The organism is Rhodococcoides fascians A25f (assembly GCF_000760935.2).
Classification (GTDB): domain Bacteria; phylum Actinomycetota; class Actinomycetes; order Mycobacteriales; family Mycobacteriaceae; genus Rhodococcoides.
This window is the reverse complement of the sequence record NZ_CP049744.1, coordinates 172547-193153: the sequence shown is the minus strand read 5'-3', so window position 1 is coordinate 193153 and position 20607 is coordinate 172547. Positions and strand designations below refer to the sequence as shown.

Here is a 20607-nt window from a genome sequence, read left to right as displayed (position 1 = left end):
GGGGCGTTCGAGTGTTGTCTACCGCTGCGGTGCCTGGGTGGGCACGATCGGCGACGGCAGTGCCGTTGCTCCCTGCAGGAAGGTGTCGACGGCGGCCGCGCAGGACCGGCCCTCGGCGATGGCCCACACGATGAGCGACTGGCCGCGGCCCATGTCGCCGGCGACGAACACGCCGGGGACGTTGGTGACCCACTCGTTGGTGCGCTCGACGTTGCCGCGCTGGTTGAAGTCGACACCCAGGTCGGTCAGCAGGCCGCCCTTCTCCGGTCCGACGAATCCCATGGCGAGCAGAACCAGATCGGCCTCGAGGGTGAATTCACTGCCCTCGACCTTCTCGAATTTGCCTGCCTTGAACTCGACCTCACAGGCCTCGAGTGCGGTGACCTTGCCGTCCTCGCCGACGAAACGCTCGGTGTTGACGGAGAAGACGCGTTCGCCACCCTCTTCGTGAGCCGAGGCCACCCGGTACATCAGTGGGTACGTCGGCCACGGGGTGGACGTCGCACGCTCCTCGGGCGGGCGGGCCATGATCTCGAACTGGTGGACGCTTTCTGCGCCCTGACGGTGCGAGGTCCCGAGGCAGTCGGCCCCGGTGTCGCCGCCGCCGATGATGACGACCTTCTTGCCCTCGGCGCTCACCGGCGGCGCGGCGAAGTCGCCCTGCTGGACGCGGTTGGCGTGCGGCAGGAACTCCATGGCCTGGTAGATGCCGTCGAGCTCGCGGCCCTCGATGGGCAGGTCGCGCCATGCGGTGGCGCCGCCGGAGAGGACCACGGCATCGAACTGCTCGCGCAGTTCGTCGGCCGAGATGTCGACGCCCACATCGACACCGGTACGGAAGACGGTGCCCTCGGCCTCCATCTGCGCGAGCCGTCGATCGATGTGGCGCTTCTCCATCTTGAACTCGGGAATGCCGTAGCGCAGCAGTCCTCCGATGCGGTCGGCCCGCTCGAACACCGTGACGGTGTGGCCGGCGCGGGTGAGCTGCTGCGCTGCAGCAAGTCCCGCGGGTCCGGACCCGACGACGGCAACGGTCTTACCGGTCAGGTGCGTCGGGTAGACCGGCGTGACCCAGCCCTCTTCGAAGGCCTTGTCGATGATCTCGACCTCGACCTGCTTGATGGTGACCGGATCCTGGTTGATGCCCAAGACACACGACGCCTCGCACGGAGCCGGGCACAACCGCCCGGTGAATTCCGGGAAGTTGTTGGTGGCGTGCAGTCGATCGATGCTGTCGCGCCAGCGATCCTTGAACACCAGGTCGTTCCACTCGGGAATCAGGTTCCCGAGAGGACAACCGTTGTGGCAGAACGGAATACCACAATCCATGCACCGGCTGGCCTGGGTACGCAGAGTGTCCTTCGAGAAGTCCTCGTAGACCTCTTTCCAGTCCATCAGGCGCAGATCGACGGGCCGCCGCTTGGGTACTTCGCGAACCGTGTTCTTCAAAAATCCCTGTGGGTCACCCACGAGCTGCCTCCATGATCGCTTCGTCCACGTCCGCGCCGTTCTTCTCGGCTTCGGAGATGGCCAGCAGTACCTTCTTGTAGTCGCGAGGCATGACCTTCACGAAATGGTTCACCTGCTGTGACCAGTCCGCGAGGATCCGCTCGGCCACCTCGGAGCCGGTCTGCTCCTGGTGACGGGTGACGATGTCCTTCAACCAGGTGAATTCGTCGCCCTCGAGCTCGTCGATGTCGACCAGCTCGGTGTTGAGGTTGGCCTCGAACGTCTTGTTCGGATCGAAGATGAACGCGACGCCGCCGGACATACCGGCACCGAAGTTACGGCCCGTCGTGCCGAGGATGACCACCTTGCCGCCGGTCATGTACTCGCACCCGTGGTCGCCGACGCCTTCGACGACGGCCTCCGCGCCGGAGTTACGTACGGCGAAACGCTCGCCGACGACACCCCGGATGAGAGCCTCGCCGCTGGTGGCACCGAACAGGAAGACGTTGCCGCCGATGATGTTGTCCTCGGCGACGAATCCCTTGGGAGCACTCAACGACGGCCGCAGCACGAGATGTCCACCGGACAGTCCCTTGCCGACGAAGTCGTTGGCATCACCCTGCAGCCGGAGCGTCATTCCGGACGGAACGAACGCACCGAAACTGTTGCCGGCCGAGCCGGTGAACGTGATGTCGATGGTGTCGTCCGGGAGCCCGACGCCGCCGTACGCCTTGGTGACCTCGTGTCCGAGCATCGTTCCGACGGTGCGGTTGACGTTGGTGATCTTGGATTCGAAGACGACCTTCTCGCCCTTGTCCAATGCGTTGCGGCTGGCCGCGATGAGCTGCTGATCCAGAGCCTTGTCGAGGCCGTGATCCTGAACCCCGGTGTTGTAGAGGTTCTGGTTCATGAAGGCAGATTCGACCTCTTCGAGAATCGGCGACAGATCCAGCTTCGACGCCTTCCAGTGCTCCTTGGCAGCGGTGGTGTCGAGCAGACCGACCTGTCCGACGGCCTCGTCGAGTGTGCGGAACCCGAGCTCGGCCATGAGCTCGCGAACCTCCTCGGCGATGAACATGAAGAAGTTCTCGACGAACTCGGGCTTGCCCGCGAAACGCTTGCGCAGCAACGGGTTCTGCGTAGCAACGCCGACGGGGCAGGTGTCGAGGTGGCAGACACGCATCATGATGCAGCCCGAGACGACGAGCGGAGCGGTGGCGAAGCCGAACTCCTCGCCGCCGAGCAGCGCGGCGACCATCACGTCGCGGCCGGTCTTGAGCTGGCCGTCGACCTGTACGACGATGCGGTCACGAAGACCGTTGAGCAGCAACGTCTGCTGGGTCTCGGCCAGGCCGAGCTCCCACGGTCCACCTGCGTGCTTGACCGACGTCAGCGGCGTTGCGCCGGTGCCGCCGTCGTGGCCCGAGATGAGCACCACGTCAGCGTGCGCCTTCGACACACCGGCCGCGACCGTTCCGACGCCCACCTCGGAGACCAGCTTCACGTGGATGCGGGCCTGTGGGTTGGCGTTCTTCAGGTCGTGGATCAGCTGCGCGAGATCCTCGATCGAGTAGATGTCGTGGTGCGGCGGCGGCGAGATCAGACCGACGCCTGGCGTCGAATGCCGAACCTCGGCGACCCACGGGTACACCTTGTGCGCCGGAAGCTGGCCGCCCTCACCGGGCTTGGCTCCCTGCGCCATCTTGATCTGGATGTCGGTGCAGTTGGTCAGGTAGTGCGAGGTGACACCGAAGCGTCCCGACGCGACCTGCTTGACGGCCGACCGTCGCCAGTCCCCGTTCTCGTCGGGGGTGAACCGCGAGACATCCTCGCCGCCTTCACCCGAGTTCGAGCGTCCACCGAGACGGTTCATCGCGATGGCGAGGGTCTCGTGCGCCTCGGCCGAGATGGAGCCGTAGCTCATCGCACCCGTGGAGAAACGCTTGACGATCTCGCTGGCCGGCTCGACCTCGTCGATCGAAATGGCCTGTCGCTCTTCGGTCTTGAAACGGAACAGACCGCGCAACGACGCGAGGCGCTCGGACTGGTCGTCGACCATCTTCGTGTATTCCTTGAAGACGTCGTACTGACCGGTGCGGGTGGAGTGCTGCAGCTTGAACACGGTGTCGGGGTTGAAGAGGTGGTACTCCCCCTCGCGGCGCCACTGGTACTCGCCGCCCGTCTCGAGCTCACGGTGCGCGCGTTCCTGACGGTTGTCGAGGTAGGCAACCGCATGTCGCGCTGCGACGTCGTCGGCCACCTGATCGAGATCGATGCCGCCGAGGTGGCTGTTGAGGCCGGTGAAGTACTCGTCGACCAGTTCCTGCGAGAGGCCGATGACCTGGAACAGCTGCGCTCCGGTGTACGACGCGAGGGTCGAGATGCCCATCTTGGACATCACCTTCAGCACGCCCTTGCCTGCGGCCTTGATGTAGTTGCCGACGGCCTTGTCGAACTCGATGCCCGTGAGTGCGCCGCGTTCGATCATGTCCTCGATCGACTCGAACGCCATGTACGGATTGACCGCTGCGGCACCGAAACCGATGAGCAGGGCCATGTGATGGACCTCGCGGGCGTCACCGGCCTCGATGATCAGACCGACCTTGGTACGGGTCTTCTCCCGAACCAGGTGATGGTGCACCGCAGAGGTCAGCAGCAACGACGGAATCGGAGCGAGCTTCTCGCTCGATTCACGGTCGGAGAGCACGATGATCCGTGCGCCGCCCGAGATGGCAGCGGAGACCTGAGCTCGGATGGCCTCCAACGACTTTCGAAGACCTTCGCCGCCCTCGGCAACCGGGTAGAGGCCGCGCACGACCACCGAACGAAGTTCTTCCTGCGTGCCTTCGTCGTTGATGTGCACGAGCTTGGCGAGATCGTCGTTGTGCAGGATCGGCTGCGGCAGCACGATCTGCTTGCAGCTCTCGGCATCCGGGTTGAGCAGATCGCCCTCGGGGCCGATCGTGCCGCCGAGGCTGGTGACGATCTCCTCGCGGATCGCATCGAGCGGCGGGTTGGTGACCTGCGCGAAAAGCTGCGAGAAGTAGTCGAACAACATCCGCGGGCGAGCCGACAGCACGGCAATCGGGGTATCGGTACCCATGGATCCGATGGCCTCGGCACCGGACTTCGCCATCGGCGAGACGAGCACGTTCAGTTCCTCGGTGGTGTATCCGAAGATCTGCTGACGGATGAGCACGCGATCGTGCGGCATGTGCACGTGCGGGCGCTCGGGCAGATCGTCGATCGAGGTCAGACCCTCGTCGAGCCACTGCTGGTACGGATGCTCGGCAGCGAGCTCGTCCTTGATCTCGTCGTCGGAGACGATGCGGCCCTGTGCGGTGTCCACCAGGAACATCCGGCCCGGCTGCAGCCGAACCTTGCGGACGACCTTGGACGGGTCGATGTCGAGAACGCCGACCTCGGACGCCATGACGACCAAGCCGTCGTCGGTGACCCACAGCCGGCTCGGGCGCAGGCCGTTGCGGTCGAGGACCGCTCCGATGACGGTGCCGTCCGTGAAGCACACCGATGCCGGTCCGTCCCAGGGCTCCATCAGCGAGGAGTGGTACTTGTAGAACGCCCGACGCGCGGGGTCCATGGACTCGTGCCGCTCCCATGCCTCGGGGATCATCATGAGTACGGCGTGCGGCAGGCTTCGTCCACCGAGATGCAACAGCTCGAGCACCTCGTCGAAACGTGCTGTGTCGCTTGCTCCGTGGGTGACCACGGGGAAGATCTTCTCGAGCGCCTCGGAGCCACCGAACACGTCGGAGGTGATGAGCGCCTCGCGGGCACGCATCCAGTTCTCGTTGCCGGTGGCGGTGTTGATCTCGCCGTTGTGCGCGACGCGCCGGAACGGATGCGCCAGCGGCCACGACGGGAACGTGTTGGTCGAGAAGCGCGAATGCACAAGCCCGAGTGCACTTTCCACGCGCTCGTCCTGCAGGTCGAGGTAGAAGCCCTTGAGCTGAGGAGTTGTCAGCATGCCCTTGTAGACGAAGGTCTGCGAGGACAGCGACGGGAAGTACACGGTCTCGCGACCGGGGCCGTCCTTGCCCGCACCCTCTTCGCCCAGCTCGTGCTCGACGCGCTTGCGGATGACGAACGCACGACGCTCCAGGTCGAGATCGGTGACCGATGCGTCGGGAGCGGCGAGGAACAGCTGACGGAAGGTCGGCATCGCGTCGCGCGCGAGCGCTCCGAGCGACGAGTCGTCGGTGGGAACCTCACGCCAGCCGAGAACCGTCAGGCCCTCGCTCTCGACGATGCGCTCGACACCCTCGCAGGCACGTGCCGCGTCGCTGCGGCCCTGCGGCAGAAATGCGACACCGGTTGCGTAGGCACCGGGAGCGGGGAGCTCGAAATCTACGACGGCGCGGAAGAACGCGTCCGGAACCTGGATCAGAATGCCTGCACCGTCACCGGTGTTCGGTTCGGAGCCGGCGGCACCGCGGTGCTCGAGGTTGACCAGTGCGGTGATCGCCTTCTCGACGATGTCGCGACTGCGGCGACCGTGCATGTCCACCACGAACGCGACACCACAGGAGTCGTGCTCGTTGACGGGATCGTAGAGGCCTTGCGGGCCCGGAGTGTGCTTCATACCTAGCCTTCGGATAAGTCCAGCCTTGAAACTCGTCGGCGACGGTGTGGTGTAACCGGCTGCTCGAACGGCCTGCGGTGCGTCCTCGCCGTTGAAGCAGCACCTGTCGATCGTCGACGCTTTTCCTCTGCACGAGCGGGTGAGCTCATGGTAGAAAAGTGAGGGTCTCGACGGATCCGGCCGTGGTGAGGCCGATCCAACTACGAACGATAAGTCAGCACCTGGGTACCCCCGCAAATAAGGTAAGCCTATTGTGGGCTCTCACCTGCGAATTTCCCGACATCGGTCGACGTATCGGCCCCCTTTCGAGACGGCGGGGACGCGACGGCCGAAAAGTACACGCGTGTAAGACGATCGGACCGCAACCGCATCGAAAAAACTGGCCGCAGCGATCGAGATCAGCTGCGGCCAGTGTGGTGGGCGGAGGGGGACTTGAACCCCCACGTCCCGAAGGACACTGGCACCTGAAGCCAGCGCGTCTGCCATTCCGCCACCCGCCCGGGTGACGGCGAGAACACTAACACGCACCCTGCCGCGCTCGAAAATCGCGGTCTCGCGTCGCCCGGAGCGAACGGCGGCAGGCGGTCTGCGTCGGCGGCACCGTATATCATGCTTGAAGCGCGACCTCGTGATGACACGCGGCTGTCGCACCCTGCGCACCTGCAGGCACCACACGGTGGAAGAACACAGTGAGAGGAGGGGTCACGATGGGCATCGTTCAACGTTTCGAGCGCAAGCTCCAGGGCGCTGTCGGCGACGTCTTCGCCCGCGTGTTCGGCGGTGGCGTCGTACCGGCCGAGGTGGAAGCGGCGCTCCAACAAGAAGCGTCGGATCTGGTTCGGCCCCTCGACGGCGGCCATTACCTGGCACCGAACAGCTACGTGATCACCATCAACAGCTCGGACCACGACGAGCTCGCAGGCGATCGAGAACTCACGGTCAAGGCATTTTCCCGCCACCTCGACGATTACATCCGCGATCAGGGGTGGCAGACCTACGGTGACGTGGTGGTTCGCTTCGAGCCGTCGCCCACTCTGCACACCGGTCAGTTCCGGGCCAGTGGCTCGGTCGACCCCGATGTGGGACGATCGGCGACTGCTGCACGAAACCCGTCTGCGCAGCACGGCGCGTCGGCCGAGCAGAACGTATCGGCCCAGCAGAACGTATCGGCCCAGCAGAACGTATCGGCCCAGCAGAACGTATCGGCCAAGCCGGCACGAAGTCCCGTCCCTTCAGCTACGCAGCGACCGTCTGCCCCACCGATGTCGATACCAGGAGCCGGCCACATGACGCAGAACCCAGGCTACGACCCGCAGCGCGACCCCGCGGACGGTCATCGTCCCGATCCGCGCGCTCGCAACGGTTACGCCGGTGGCCAAGATCCCCGCTACGCCGCGCGTGAGCAGAACGGCTACGACGCCCAGGCCTACGCGCCTGCCGATTACGATCCGCGCTACGACCAGCAGCAGCCGTACAACGGTCAGGGCTACGACGAGCAGCAGTACGCCGAGCAGGGTCAGGCATACAGCGCGGCGGGCGGCCAGGACCAGGGTTACGACCCGCACGCCTACGGCAATGCCAACGGTCAGGACCAGGGCTACGACGCCCAGGGCTACAACTCGCAAGGCTATGACGCACAGGGGTACAACGCGCAGGGCTACGACGCCCAGGGCTACCAGTACAACGGTGCCGACGGCGGCGCCTACTCCGAGTCCCCGTACCAGGAGCAGGCCTACAGCGACCCGGCCGGGCAGTACGCCGAGCCCCAGGCCGCCGGGTATCAGCAGCCCGGCTACCAGCAGCCTGCATACGACTACCCACCTGCCCCGGCTGCCTACGGTCGCGGCTACCCGCAAGGCGCGGCCGATCGTAACGACGGGTACGGCTACGACCAGCCCGCCGCGTACGCCGGTCAGGCTCAGGCGCTCGCAGCGACACTGCAGCTCGAGGACGGCAGCGGCCGTTACTTCCAGCTCCGTGACGGTCAGAACATCATCGGCCGCGGCCAGGACGCGCAGTTCCGGCTGCCCGATACCGGTGTCTCGCGGCGGCACATCGAGATTCGCTGGGACGGCCGAGTGGCCATGCTCTCCGACCTCGGCTCCACCAACGGCACCACCGTCAACGGTGCCCCGGTTCAGGACTGGCAGCTGGCCGACGGTGACGTCATCAGGGCCGGACATTCCGAAATTCTGGTCCGGATCGTCTGACACAAGGGCTGCCAGGCACGAGCGATGGTCGACTCTCGTGCTCGTCCACCCGAATGTCGTCCACACGAGCGGCTTCACCCTATGATGCTGCGAGACAACCATGTCTGCCGCGCCGCAACGCTCAGGCGTGTGGGGACCAGGTCCGATCGCGAAGGAGGAGGTGAATCGTCGTGCAGGGATTGATTCTGCAATTGACCAGGGCGGGCTTCCTGCTTCTGCTGTGGTTCTTCGTCTGGGCCGTCCTTCGCACCCTGCGCAGTGACATCTACGCGGCCGCAGGCATGCGAGTACCAGCGCGCTACACCGGTGGCTCCAAAGTTCTTCCGTCGTTCAACAAGCAGAAGGTGGCCAAGTACCTCGTGGTGACCCAGGGCGGTCTCGCCGGAACGCGCATCTCACTCGGTACGCAGCCCGTCCTCATCGGACGTGCAGACGATTCGACTCTCGTTCTGACAGACGACTATTCGTCCACCAGGCATGCCCGTCTCTCACCTCGTGGCGGGGATTGGTACGTCGAGGACCTCGGCTCGACCAACGGGACTTACCTCGACCGAGCCAAGGTGACCACCGCAGTGCGCGTACCCCTGGGAACCCCGGTTCGTGTCGGCAAGACCGTGATCGAGTTGCGCCCGTGACCCTCGTTCTCCGCTACGCCGCCCGCAGCGACCGCGGTCTGGTCCGCTCCAACAACGAGGACTCCGTGTACGCCGGAGCTCGACTGTTGGCACTGGCAGACGGTATGGGCGGTCACGCTGCCGGTGAAGTGGCCTCCCAGTTGATGATCGCCGCATTGGCCCACCTCGACGACGACGAGCCGGGTGAGGATCTGCTGGGCAAGCTCGAGGCGGCCACCCGTGAAGGCAACGCGTCCATCGCCGATCAGGTCGAGGACGAGCCCGAGCTCGACGGTATGGGCACCACGTTGACAGCAATCCTGTTCGCGGGCAAGCGAATCGGGCTCGTTCACATCGGTGACTCACGTGCGTACATGCTGCGCGACGGATCGCTCACCCAGATCACCCGCGACGACACCTTCGTCCAATCACTCGTCGACGAAGGCCGCATCACCGCCGAACAGGCGCACACGCACCCGCAGCGATCGCTGATCATGCGTGCCCTCACCGGCAACGAGATCGAGCCGACGCTCACCGTCCGAGAGGTGCGAGCAGGCGACCGCTACCTGCTGTGCTCCGACGGCCTGTCCGATGTCGTCAGCGACGAGACCATCGAGAACACGATGAACGAGGGCGAGACCGGTCCCTGCGCCGATCGTCTCATCGAACTCGCACTGCGCAGCGGTGGACCCGACAACGTGACCGTCGTCGTCGCCGATGTCATCGACCTCGACTACGGACAGAGCCATCCCATCCTCGGTGGCGCCGCCAGTACCGAGGACGAGGAGGACGCTCCTCCCCCCAACACCGCAGCAGGACGCGCCGCGGCGATGCGGCCGCCTCGCTCGACGCCCAAGCGCGTCACCACCCCGGTGGTCACCCCGGAGAAGAAGTCGCACAAGCTGCGCTGGACGCTGATCGCCCTCACCCTGGTGGTCCTCGCCGCAATCGGTGCGCTCGTTGCCAATTCGATCATCAGAGGCAACTACTACGTCGGTGCCGACAACAGCAAGGTCACGGTGCTGCGGGGCCTGCCCGGCTCGGTGCTGGGGTACTCGCTGCAGAGCGTGGAACTGACCGGATGCCTCGACGGCGACGGAGCCGTGACACTGACCGCTCCCGATGCCGAGCCTGCTGACTGCGTTCCTTTCGAGATCGACGACCTTCTGCCCGCCGCCCGCGAGCAGGTCACGGCCGGACTGCCGTCGGGATCCCTCGACGATGCGCGTGGCCAGGTGCAGCGCCTGGCGTCGGGCGACCTGTTGCCTGTCTGCGAGACCGAGCCCGCCGTCACCACCACCCCCGAAGCGACCCCCACGACGACGATCATCCCGCCACCCGGGGTGCCGTTGCCGCCGACCGCGGAACCCGTTCCCGAGGCCGCGCCGACGACCACCGCGGTACCGACACCGACGGTTCCGCAGATTCCCGGCCAGAACTGCAGGACCGGTACTCGATGAGTTCCCCTACTTCTGCCGGAGGGTCCTTTCCGAGTCCGCCCGGGGGTTTCGCTCCTGCACCGATCCAATCGAACCGGCGCGGAGTCGAGTTGCTTCTGCTCGGGGCCGCGGTTCTGATCACAACGATCTCGTTGGTGCTGGTCGAGGCCAGCCAGGAACAGACCATCACCTGGGATCTGGCGAAGTACGCGCTCGCGTATCTCGCGCTGATGACGGTGGCGCACTTGGCCGTACGACGCTTCGCGCCTCATGCCGATCCGCTGCTGCTCCCGATCGTGGCTCTCCTCAACGGCCTCGGTCTGGTGCTCATTCACCGACTCGACCTCGCCGATCAGCAGCAGGCGCAGTACCTCGGTAATCCGATCCCTTCACCCGATGCCAACCAGCAGGTGCTGTGGACGACACTGGCGATCGCCGGTTTCGTGGCGTTGCTGGTGCTGCTCCGCGACTACCGCACCCTGGCCCGCTACGGCTACACCGTCGGTCTCGCCGGCCTGATTCTTCTCGCAATCCCGGCGATGCTGCCGTCCGCATTCTCGGAGGTCAACGGGTCGAAGATCTGGATCCGGCTGCCCGGCTTCAGCATTCAGCCCGGTGAGTTCGCGAAAATTCTGCTGCTCATCTTCTTCGCTTCGCTGCTGGTCGCCAAGCGCGAGTTGTTCACCGTCGCGGGCAAGCACGTGCTGGGTATGGATTTCCCGCGCGCCCGCGATCTGGGTCCGATCCTGGTCGTCTGGGTCGTCTCGGTCGCAGTGCTGGTGTTCGAGAAGGACCTCGGCACGTCGCTGTTGATCTTCGGAACCGTGCTGGTGATGATCTACATCGCGACCGAGCGGGTCGGCTGGTTGATCATCGGGTTCGGCCTGCTGATCGTCGGATTCCTGTTCGCGTATCAGGTATTCGGCCACGTCAAGATCCGAACCGATACCTGGCTGCACCCGTTCGACGACTACAACGACACCGGATATCAGATCGTCCAGTCGATGTTCAGCTTCGCCACGGGCGGATTGGCGGGCACCGGCCTCGGAAGCGGACGCCCGTCCCAGGTGCCGTTCGCCAAGACGGACTTCATCATCGCGACCGTCGGCGAAGAGCTCGGCCTCATCGGCCTGACCGCGGTGCTGATCCTGTACCTACTGTTCATCATTCGCGGCATGCGCACCGCGCTGGCCGTCCGGGACAGTTTCGGCAAACTGCTGGCCGCCGGCTTGTCGTTCACCATTGCAATCCAACTGTTCGTCGTCGTCGGCGGCGTCACCAAGCTCATTCCGCTCACCGGCCTCACCACGCCGTATCTGTCCTACGGAGGATCTTCGCTTCTCGCCAACTACCTGCTGCTCGCATTGCTGATCAAGATCTCCGATGCGGCCCGTGAGCCGGCAACCCCCAAGAAGAAGCCCGCTCCTGCAGCACCTATCGCGGACGCTCCGACCGAAATGGTGAAGCGCCCATGAACACTCCCCTACGCCGCGTGTCCATCGCCGTGATGGTCATGGTCGTCGCGTTGCTCGCCAACGCCACCTACCTCCAGGTCATCAAGGCCGACGATCTGCGAACCGACCCCCGCAACTCACGTGTGTTGCTCGACGAGTACTCACGCCAGCGCGGTCAGATCTCGGCCGGCGGCCAGGTTCTCGCGTCCTCCGTCGCGACCGACGACCGCTACAAATACCTGCGGACCTACCCGCAGAACTCGATCTCTCCGGCCAGCCCCCAGGCCAACGCGCCGATCACCGGCTACTACTCGATGCTGTACTCGAGCAACGGCCTCGAGCGGGCCGAGGATCCCGTGCTCAACGGATCCGACGACCGCCTCTTCGGCGGGCGTCTGTTCGACCTCATCTCCGGCCGAGATCCGCGCGGCGGCAACGTCGTCACCACCATCGACCCCGTCGTCCAACAGGTCGCATACGACCAGCTCACAGCCAAGGGGTACACCGGTTCGGTGGTGGCTCTCGATCCCGCCACCGGCAACATCCTCGCCATGGCCAGCACCCCCAGCTACGACCCCAACCTGCTGGCCAGCCACGACGGCAGCACGACGACCACGGCGTGGGAGAACCTGAGCAACGACCCGAACAAGCCGATGGTGAACCGGGCGATCTCGCAGACCTATCCCCCCGGATCCACCTTCAAGGTGATCACCACCGCCGCCGCACTCGAGGCGGGCGCGACGCCCGACACTCAGCTCACAGCCGCGTCGAACATCACGTTGCCGGGAACCTCGACGACACTCGAGAACTACAACGGTTCGACGTGTGGCGGCGGCCAGACGGCAAGCCTGCGCGAAGCGTTCGCACGGTCGTGCAACACCGCCTTCGTCGAGCTCGGCATCGACACCGGAGTGGACAAGTTGCGCGACGCCGCGGCCGCTTTCGGTATCGGAGCGGACACCTCCATTCCGCTCCCCGTGGCCGACAGCACCATCGGCCCGATCGACGACGACGCGGCCCTCGGCCAGTCCAGCATCGGCCAGCGCGACGTTGCGCTGACCCCCTTGCAGGACGCCGTCATCGCAGCCACGGTCGCCAACGGCGGCGTGCGGATGGCCCCGAACCTGGTGCAGCAGCTGCAATCTCCCGACCTGTCCGACCTGTCGAGCTACCAGCCGAAGTCCATGGGAGAGGCCATCAGCTCCGATACCGCTGCGACCCTGACCGATCTGATGATCGGCTCCGAGAACAACACCAGTGGCGAGGGAAAGATCCCCGGAGTCCAGATCGCCTCGAAAACCGGTACCGCAGAACATGGTTCCGATCCACGCAACACCCCACCCCATGCCTGGTACATCGGATTCGCGCCCGCGAACGATCCCAAGGTCGCCATCGCAGTCATCGTGGAGGACGGCGGAGACCGAGCCCTGGCTGCAACCGGTGGATCCGTGGCCGCACCCATCGGGCGCGCCGTCATCGCAGCCGCATTGCAGGGGAGGTGACATAAGGTGCCATTGAGCAACGGAGCCGTAATCGCCCAGCGCTATCGACTGCTGCGCCTCATCGCCACCGGCGGTATGGGGCAGGTGTGGGAGGCGATGGACAATCGTCTCGATCGCCGAGTGGCGGTCAAGGTACTCAAGGCCGAGTTCTCCGAGGACCCGGAGTTCTTGCAGCGCTTCAGGTTCGAGGCTCGCACCACAGCGCAGCTGAACTACCCGGGGATCGCCGGGGTCTACGACTACGGCGAGACTCGTGACGGCGCAGGCGAATCGCTGGCCTACCTCGTGATGGAACTGGTCAACGGTGAGCCGCTGAACGCAGTGCTGGGCCGTATGTCCAGGTTGCCACTCGGCCATGCCCTGGACATGCTCGAGCAGACCGGCCGCGCTCTGCAGATCGCACACACGGCGGGCGTCGTGCACCGTGACGTCAAGCCCGGCAACATCCTGATCACCCCCACCGGGCAGGTCAAGATCACCGACTTCGGCATTGCCAAGGCCGTCGACGCGTCCCCGGTGACCAAGACCGGAATGGTCATGGGCACCGCGCAGTACATCGCCCCCGAGCAAGCACTCGGCGAGGAGGCCACCTCGGCCTCCGACGTCTACTCGCTCGGCGTCGTCGGATACGAAGTGCTCGCAGGCACGAGGCCGTTCGTCGGAGACGGTGCCCTCACCGTCGCGATGAAGCACGTCCGCGAACAGCCGGCACCGATGCCGGTCGACCTGCCGCCAGCCGTGCGCGAACTCATCGAGATCACGATGGTCAAGGACCCGGCCACGCGCTATGCCAACGGCGGCGAATTCGCCGACGCGGTCGCCGCGGTCCGTGCGGGTCGCCGACCCCCTGCACCCGGGAACTCCCGCGGCTCGGGCACCGGCCGGGTGATGATGCCCGGCGTCGTGCCGAGTCCACAGCCGCCTCCGCCGTCGAGCACCCAGATGATGCCGACGTCCCAACGCGAGTACCGCGGACCCGCCACCGGAACGGCTGCTGCAGCTGTGCCCGAGCCCACCGGGATGTCCTCGGCGCAGAAGGCACTCGCCTGGGGTGGCGGCGCGCTGCTCTTGCTCGCCATCCTCATCGGCGGTTACGTACTGCTGACCGGGGGTCGAGACGACACGCAGACGCCGTTCGTGCCGCCGACCACCACCACGCAGCCGGTCACGACCACTCGGACGACCACCGAGCCCACGACGACCACCACCGAGGAAACGACCACCGAAGAGACGACCACAACAACCACCACCACGACCACCGAACCCACCACCACGACGACGAGCCCCACCACGACGTCGGAGGAGCCGACGCAGACGACGACCACTACCCCCCGGCCGCTATTCGAGAATCCGTTTCAGCAAGAGCCACAAGGACAACGATGACGACTCCCCGTACGCTCTCCTCTCGCTACGAGCTGGGCGAGATACTCGGTTTCGGCGGTATGTCCGAGGTCCATCTGGCCAGGGACACCCGACTCGACCGTGACGTCGCCATCAAGGTCCTGCGCGCCGATCTCGCCCGCGATCCCACGTTCTATCTGAGGTTCCGACGCGAGGCCCAGAACGCTGCTGCCTTGAATCACCCCGCCATCGTCGCCGTGTACGACACCGGTGAAGCCGAGACCGAAGCCGGTCCGCTCCCGTTCATCGTCATGGAATACGTCGACGGCGACACCCTGCGCGATATCGTCCGCGCCGAAGGACCCATGCCGCCGCGCCGGGCCATGGAGGTCATCGCCGACGTCTGTGCCGCGCTCGATTTCAGCCACCGCAACGGCATCGTGCATCGCGACGTCAAGCCTGCGAACATCATGATCAACAACGCCGGCGCTGTGAAGGTGATGGACTTCGGCATCGCGCGCGCCATCGCCGATTCCTCGTCGCCGATGACCCAGACCGCCGCCGTGATCGGAACCGCGCAGTACCTCTCTCCCGAACAGGCTCGCGGCGAACAGGTCGATGCGCGATCGGACGTCTACTCCCTCGGCTGTGTGCTCTTCGAGATCCTCACCGGAGAACCACCGTTCAAGGGAGACTCACCGGTCGCCGTCGCCTACCAGCACGTGCGCGAGGATCCTCAGCTACCGTCCCTCGTCAACGACACGGTGCCGCGCGAACTCGACTCGATCATTCTCAAGGCGATGGCCAAGAACCCGGCCAACCGCTACCAGAGCGCTGCCGAGATGCGTACCGATCTGGTTCGCGTTCTCGGCGGTCAACGGCCGAGCGCGCCGATGGTCATGAACGACGAGGACCGCACCACCATTCTGGGGTCGGTCGACTCCCGTCAGGCCGACTTCTCCGGACGGGACAAGCCCGCCGCGGCCGCCGAAGCATCTCGCCCCTCGCGGCACGCCGGACCCGACGACGAGCGCCGGAGCCGACGCGGCCTGAAGATCGGGCTCGTCTCGGTCGCGGCCGTGATCGTCGTCGCCATCGTCGGTGCCTTCCTGTGGTCGCTCGGACCCGGTGCGGACCCCAAGACCGTCACGGTGCCGACCGTCGTCGGACTGGCCGCGGACGAAGCCCAACGCCAGCTCGAAGACGTCGGACTCCGGGTCACGATCCAGGAGAAGCCCGACGCGTCGGTGCCGGAAGGATCTGCGATCGGTACCAATCCGGCGGCCGGGTCGCAGACCGAGTCCCCCGGAGCCATATCGCTCGACGTGTCCTCCGGACCTCAGCAAGTGCAGGTTCCGCGACTGACCGGTCGAACGCAACAGCAGGCATCCGACGCGTTGAACGAGGTGGGACTCGAACTCGATCCCACCATCGCCCGTGCACCGTCGACGCCGGAGAATCTGGACAAGGTCGTCGAGCAGAATCCGTCGTCGGGCGTGAGCATGAACGCCAACTCACAGGTGCGCATCACGCTGGGATCCGGACCTGCCCAGGTACGCATGCCCAACGTCGTCGGCCAGCTCGTCGACGTCGCTCAGCCGAACGTCGAGGGTGCCGGCCTCCGCGTGCAGGTCCAGAACATCGATTCCTCGCAGCCGGTGGGTCAGGTCGTGTCGACCGATCCCGCGGGAGGAACCAACGTCGCCGAGAACACCGTCGTCACGCTGCGGGTCTCCAACGGTGACAAGATCCCGATGCCGGACCTGTCCGGACTCACCGAAGCTCAGGCCCTGACGGCACTGGAATCGGCGGGATGGACCGGGACCGCGTCCAACCTGTCGACATCGAGGCAGTCGACGCTCGACCCGCTGATGGTCGGACGAATCGTCAACCAGACTCAGCCCGCAGGCTCGGAGATCAGCAAGACCGACACTCTCTCCGTGAGCATCGGCGCACTGGGGATTCCCACCGGCTAGTCGGCAACTCAGGCGAAGGCTTCGGATACCTGAGCTTCGAGCTTGGCGACGAGGCCGGCGTCGGTGGGCATGCCGCAGACGGCGAGCCAGTTGGCCAGCATGCGGTGCCCGCCCTCGGTGAGGATGGATTCCGGGTGGAACTGAACCCCGTGAATCGGCAGCTCGGTGTGTCGCATGGCCATCACGAGACCCGATTCGGTGCGACCGATGATCTCGAGTTCCGCCGGAATGGTGTCTGCACGGACGGTCAGTGAGTGGTACCGAGTGGCGGTGAAGGGATCGTTCATCCCTTCGAGAACTCCGACGCCCGAATGATGCACCAGACTGGTTTTTCCGTGCAGCAGTTCCGGGGCCTTCTCGACGGTCGCACCGAACACGGCTCCGATGGCCTGGTGTCCGAGACAGACTCCCAGCAGCGGCGTCTTCGCGCGGGCGGCGGCCGACACCAGATCCATCGTGGCACCGGCGCGCTGCGGAGTACCCGGCCCGGGGCTGAGCAGAATTCCGTCGAACTGGGCCGCGACCGCATCGCGATCGGTGAGCCGTTCGTCGTCGTTGCGCCAGACCTCGACATCGACGTTCAGCTGGCCCAGGTACTGGACGAGGTTGAAGACGAAGCTGTCGTAGTTGTCGACGACGAGAATGCGCATGTCGACAGCGTACTCAGCGTGGCTGCGCATACCGCATGCGCACCGATTCGGTGTACGCGGGCACCGAGACGTCCGCCGAGGTCTCGACGTCGTAGCGCAGGCCGTAGCGCAGCGCGTACTGCTCGTACAACCGCACGCCGGGCTCGTTCCTCAACGCTGCGCGCAGCCGGTCCTGGTCGCCGATCGCCGTCATCACGTACGGCGGACTGTACGTCCGGCCGCCGAGCAACAAGGTGTTGCCGATACAGCGCGGAGCAGACGAGGCCACCAGCCGCTGATCCTGCATCGCGATCGCCGAGGCACCGCCGGCCCACAAAGCATTGAGCACGCTCTGCACGTCGACCTGATGGACCACCAGATCGTTGGGCGAGGCGTCGGATGCATACGCGCCGTCGGGGCCCCGGGACGCGTCGGCCATCGTCACGGTGAGTCCGGCGCCGGACGCGGCCTCGCGTCCTGCCGCGTCGGCGAGGGAATCGATGCGAGTCAACGCGTCGGCGACGTCGGTGTCGCCGGAGGCGGTGCGCTGCTGGATCGTGTCGACCTGTTGCTCGAGCGCGTCCCTGCTGCGTTGGGCATCCTCGCTGCTGCCACGAGCCGAGTCGACGAGATCGGCCAGACGGGTGGTGTCTCCGCTGCGCAGTTCGGTGCCGTCCGAGATATGCCTGGTGGTACCGAGCAGCAGACCGACGACTGCACACACCGCGACGGCGAGAACCCACCAGCGGGTGTCGGCGCGGGTCGATCGTCGTGTCACGGGTGCTCGCAATTTGTCCGGTGGGTCGGTGCTGGGCTCACCTGGGTTAGCGTGTACAGCAACCGGGTCGATCACTGTCACGGTCCTCGAGGAGACAATAGCCTGGGGATGCGCGACACCTGTCGATCCACAGGTTCCCGTCGTCAGTTGTCCACAGGTCGGTCGCAGGACCGACAGCCGTCAAGAACGCGAAGAGGAAGCAATGCCGAAGTCGAAGGTACGGAAGAAGAACGACTACACGATCAACCCGGCGAACCGCACGCCGGTGAAGGTCAACGCCGGACCGTCTCCGGTCTGGTACGTGGTCCTGATGCTGGGATTCATGCTGGTCGGCCTGCTGTGGCTGATCGTCTACTACCTCGCTGCAGACGACATCGCATTCATCGGAAACCTCGGCGCCTATAACTTCCTGATCGGCTTCGGCTTCATGGTCGTCGGGCTCGTCATGACCATGCGGTGGCGCTGACAGTCGAGCGAGTTACACCGATGTCATTCATCCCCAATGTGGATAAATTCTGTGGATAACTTCTCGAACGATCCACAGGGTGTGTACGAAGAGCGCTGGGCAACACCCGTCGTCGCCATCGCAGCACTGGTGGTGGGCGGTTTCGCCCTCGGAATCGGTGCAGTGCTGTCCTCCACCGACGCCGCGGGGACGTTCCTCGTCGGACTGGCAGCCGCCGGAATGTGGGTGATCGCGGCACTCGCCGCCGCACAGCGTCCCCGTCTGGCCATCACGCGCGACGGATCATTGACGATGAAACGCCTCGGCGGCATACGCACGTACTCCCGCACCGACATCGTGCGCGTCAAAATCGTGCGCTACCCACGACTCGGCCGACGCGTCCCGATGCTCGAACTCGACATCCGCCCACCCGGCGAGGACGACGACCGACTGATCATCTTCGGCAGATGGGACCTCGGCACCGACCCACGGGATGTGTTCGACGCCCTGAACACACGCGGCTTGGTGCCACCGATTTCCTGATCGCCGAGCGGCCCGGGGGTACTCGATGTGACGTTCAGTGGCCTTTTCGGGGGTCAATGGCACATCGAGTGGACTCGGGTCGGCACGCGGCGGGCGGTCAGATGCCCATCCGCGCGCGGAGGTCGAGCATTCGTACCGCGATGATGCCGAGGGTCACCAGAGCGACAGCGATCACCGAGATCCAGGCCATGGACACACCGGATGTTCGTGGACTCTCCGGCCCGCGGCGTCGGTTGGGGAGAAACACCAAACCGGCGGTGGCGGCGGCACCGGCGACGAGTCCGCCCATATGACCCCACAGCGAGATGCTGGGGATCGAGATGCTGATGAAGATGTTGAGTGCGATGACGATCAGAACCGGTGCCGGGCTTCGCTTGAGCCTGAGCAGGATGACGGCCTGGGCACCCAGTAGCCCGAACACCGCTCCGGAAGCGCCGGCGGTGAGAGACAGCGGGTTCTCGAACACCATGACCGACGCGCTACCGCCGAGCAGCGACAGGAAATAGACGGCGAGATACCTGCTGCGGCCGAGGACCAGTTCGACATCGCGACCGATGAGATAGAGCGCGAACATGTTGACCAGCAGATGAATCGGCCCGATGTGCACGAATCCACTGCCGATGAGGCGAAACACATCGCCGTTCGCCACGAGCAAACTGTTCAGAGACCACGCCTGAGCCAGAGCAGAGCCGGTGAAGTTGCTGGTGACATTGCCGGACTGAGCGGCGGTGATGCCGAAGACCACGACGTTGATCGCGATCAACGCGTAGGTCAACGGGGTCTTGGCAGATCGCGTGACCGGCGCTCCGGCGACCGTCTGCGCAGTGCGGACGTTCTTGTTGCCCTCCCGCACACAATCGACGCAATGCTGACCTACAGCGGCGGCCTGCAAGCACTGCGGGCACGCCGGGCGACCGCAGCGCGAGCACGCCAGGCCCGTAGGGCGGTCGGGATGTCGGACGCACACCGACTGGGGTGGGTTGGGTTGGTCGCCGTACGGGCCACCCCAGCCGGGGTTCGTCATCGTGAATCTTTCTGTGGAACTAGATCAGGCAATCGTGACGCTGTTGATGACGACCTCGTCCACCGGGCGATCGCCGCGGCCGACCTGCGTGCTCGAGATGGCGTCGACGACCTTCTTGGACGCCTCGTCGGTGACCTCACCGAAGATGGAGTGCTTGCGGTTGAGGTGCGGGGTCTTGCCGGTGGTGATGAAGAACTGCGAGCCGTTGGTGCCGGGGCCTGCGTTCGCCATGGCCAGCAGGTACGGGCGATCGAACGAGAGCTCGGGGTGGAACTCGTCCTCGAACTTGTAGCCCGGTCCGCCGGAGCCGGTGCCGGTCGGGTCGCCGCCCTGGATCATGAAACCGTCGATGACGCGGTGGAAGACTGCGCCGTCGTAGAACGGTCCGGTCTTGGCACCCGACGCGTTCTGCGTCGTGTATTCCTTCGACCCGTCCGCGAGACCGACGAAGTTCGCGACGGTCTTGGGGGCGTGATTGCCGAACAGTTCGATGACGATGTCGCCGCGGTTGGTGTGCAGCGTTGCCGTTTGGGTCTTGTTTGGTGAAGTCACGCCCACCATCGTGCCATCTCGGGCGTTCGGGTAGTTCACAGGTGGTGT

15 protein-coding genes and 1 tRNA gene are annotated in these 20607 nt (G+C 65.4%); 9 read left to right on the top strand and 7 right to left on the bottom strand.

The features are described 5' to 3' along the window. Positions 1–18: 18 nt before the first annotated feature. The 3 genes from BH93_RS00885 to BH93_RS00875 all read right to left on the bottom strand — a co-directional run bounded on the left by BH93_RS00885 (position 19) and on the right by BH93_RS00875 (position 6552). Positions 19–1470: a glutamate synthase subunit beta gene (locus tag BH93_RS00885; protein ID WP_037174949.1), complete on the bottom strand. Its 1452-nt coding sequence runs from the start codon at positions 1468–1470 to the stop codon at positions 19–21. Next, positions 1463–6052 carry a glutamate synthase large subunit gene (gene gltB / locus BH93_RS00880; protein WP_037174950.1) on the bottom strand — a complete coding sequence of 1530 codons (4590 nt, stop codon included), beginning with the start codon at positions 6050–6052 and terminating at the stop codon, positions 1463–1465. The genes BH93_RS00885 and gltB overlap by 8 nt, the downstream gene beginning before the upstream one ends. 414 nt (positions 6053–6466) lie before the next feature. Next, a tRNA-Leu gene (locus BH93_RS00875) sits at positions 6467–6552 on the bottom strand. Between the two features lie 207 nt (positions 6553–6759). On the opposite strand from BH93_RS00875, the gene BH93_RS00870 reads away from it, so the two are divergent. The 7 genes from BH93_RS00870 (at position 6760) to pknB (ending at position 16588) form a co-directional block, all read left to right on the top strand. Further along, positions 6760–8262: a DUF3662 and FHA domain-containing protein gene (locus BH93_RS00870; protein WP_037174951.1), complete on the top strand. Its 1503-nt coding sequence runs from the start codon at positions 6760–6762 to the stop codon at positions 8260–8262. Between the two features lie 170 nt (positions 8263–8432). Then, entirely contained in the window at positions 8433–8897 is a 465-nt protein-coding gene (locus BH93_RS00865) for an FHA domain-containing protein FhaB/FipA (protein ID WP_032378775.1), read from the top strand. Beyond that, positions 8894–10336 carry a PP2C family protein-serine/threonine phosphatase gene (locus BH93_RS00860; protein WP_037174952.1) on the top strand — a complete coding sequence of 481 codons (1443 nt, stop codon included), beginning with the start codon at positions 8894–8896 and terminating at the stop codon, positions 10334–10336. Before BH93_RS00865 ends, BH93_RS00860 begins: the two co-directional genes overlap by 4 nt. Next, complete coding sequence (locus BH93_RS00855; protein WP_032378773.1) at positions 10333–11790, top strand: FtsW/RodA/SpoVE family cell cycle protein; 1458 nt, start codon at positions 10333–10335, stop codon at positions 11788–11790. Before BH93_RS00860 ends, BH93_RS00855 begins: the two co-directional genes overlap by 4 nt. Next, entirely contained in the window at positions 11787–13271 is a 1485-nt protein-coding gene (locus tag BH93_RS00850; protein ID WP_037174953.1) for a peptidoglycan D,D-transpeptidase FtsI family protein, read from the top strand. The genes BH93_RS00855 and BH93_RS00850 overlap by 4 nt, the downstream gene beginning before the upstream one ends. A 6-nt stretch (positions 13272–13277) precedes the next feature. Beyond that, on the top strand, positions 13278–14654 hold the full coding sequence (locus BH93_RS00845) for a serine/threonine-protein kinase (protein WP_032378771.1): 1377 nt from the start codon (positions 13278–13280) through the stop codon (positions 14652–14654). Then, positions 14651–16588 (top strand): Stk1 family PASTA domain-containing Ser/Thr kinase, encoded by a 1938-nt coding sequence (gene pknB / locus BH93_RS00840; RefSeq protein WP_032378770.1) that lies wholly within the window; start codon positions 14651–14653, stop codon positions 16586–16588. Before BH93_RS00845 ends, pknB begins: the two co-directional genes overlap by 4 nt. A gap of 8 nt (positions 16589–16596) precedes the next feature. On the opposite strand, the gene BH93_RS00835 is transcribed toward pknB, so the two are convergent. Next, positions 16597–17238: an aminodeoxychorismate/anthranilate synthase component II gene (locus BH93_RS00835; RefSeq protein WP_037175204.1), complete on the bottom strand. Its 642-nt coding sequence runs from the start codon at positions 17236–17238 to the stop codon at positions 16597–16599. Positions 17239–17251: 13 nt separating this feature from the next. Next, the gene (locus BH93_RS00830; RefSeq protein ID WP_037174955.1) at positions 17252–17995 is read right to left on the bottom strand and encodes a DUF881 domain-containing protein; all 744 of its coding nucleotides are present in this window, start codon (positions 17993–17995) and stop codon (positions 17252–17254) included. 202 nt (positions 17996–18197) lie between these two features. Between BH93_RS00830 and crgA the strand changes: the two genes are divergently transcribed. Continuing rightward, on the top strand, positions 18198–18461 hold the full coding sequence (crgA, locus tag BH93_RS00825; RefSeq protein ID WP_032378768.1) for a cell division protein CrgA: 264 nt from the start codon (positions 18198–18200) through the stop codon (positions 18459–18461). A gap of 36 nt (positions 18462–18497) precedes the next feature. Further along, positions 18498–18983, top strand: a complete 486-nt coding sequence (locus BH93_RS00820) for a PH domain-containing protein (protein WP_052065282.1) — start codon at positions 18498–18500, stop codon at positions 18981–18983. 97 nt (positions 18984–19080) lie between these two features. Here BH93_RS00820 and BH93_RS00815 read toward each other — a convergent pair whose 3' ends face one another. Both BH93_RS00815 and BH93_RS00810 read right to left on the bottom strand, forming a co-directional pair. Next, the gene (locus BH93_RS00815; RefSeq protein ID WP_037174956.1) at positions 19081–20007 is read right to left on the bottom strand and encodes a rhomboid family intramembrane serine protease; all 927 of its coding nucleotides are present in this window, start codon (positions 20005–20007) and stop codon (positions 19081–19083) included. Between the two features lie 24 nt (positions 20008–20031). Beyond that, the gene (locus BH93_RS00810; RefSeq protein WP_094616207.1) at positions 20032–20568 is read right to left on the bottom strand and encodes a peptidylprolyl isomerase; all 537 of its coding nucleotides are present in this window, start codon (positions 20566–20568) and stop codon (positions 20032–20034) included. Between the last annotated feature and the right edge of the window lie 39 nt (positions 20569–20607).

Bases quoted from the DNA above. Each gene is read 5' to 3' on its own strand.
- gltB (WP_037174950.1), bottom strand. From the start codon at position 6,052: ATGAAGCACACTCCGGGCCCGCAAGGCCTCTACGATCCCGTCAACGAG.
- BH93_RS00870 (WP_037174951.1), top strand. From the start codon at position 6,760: ATGGGCATCGTTCAACGTTTCGAGCGCAAGCTCCAGGGCGCTGTCGGC.
- BH93_RS00855 (WP_032378773.1), top strand. From the start codon at position 10,333: ATGAGTTCCCCTACTTCTGCCGGAGGGTCCTTTCCGAGTCCGCCCGGG.
- BH93_RS00850 (WP_037174953.1), top strand. From the start codon at position 11,787: ATGAACACTCCCCTACGCCGCGTGTCCATCGCCGTGATGGTCATGGTC.
- pknB (WP_032378770.1), top strand. From the start codon at position 14,651: ATGACGACTCCCCGTACGCTCTCCTCTCGCTACGAGCTGGGCGAGATA.
- BH93_RS00835 (WP_037175204.1), bottom strand. From the start codon at position 17,238: ATGCGCATTCTCGTCGTCGACAACTACGACAGCTTCGTCTTCAACCTC.
- crgA (WP_032378768.1), top strand. From the start codon at position 18,198: ATGCCGAAGTCGAAGGTACGGAAGAAGAACGACTACACGATCAACCCG.
- BH93_RS00820 (WP_052065282.1), top strand. From the start codon at position 18,498: ATGTGGATAAATTCTGTGGATAACTTCTCGAACGATCCACAGGGTGTG.
- BH93_RS00815 (WP_037174956.1), bottom strand. From the start codon at position 20,007: ATGACGAACCCCGGCTGGGGTGGCCCGTACGGCGACCAACCCAACCCA.
- BH93_RS00810 (WP_094616207.1), bottom strand. From the start codon at position 20,568: ATGGTGGGCGTGACTTCACCAAACAAGACCCAAACGGCAACGCTGCAC.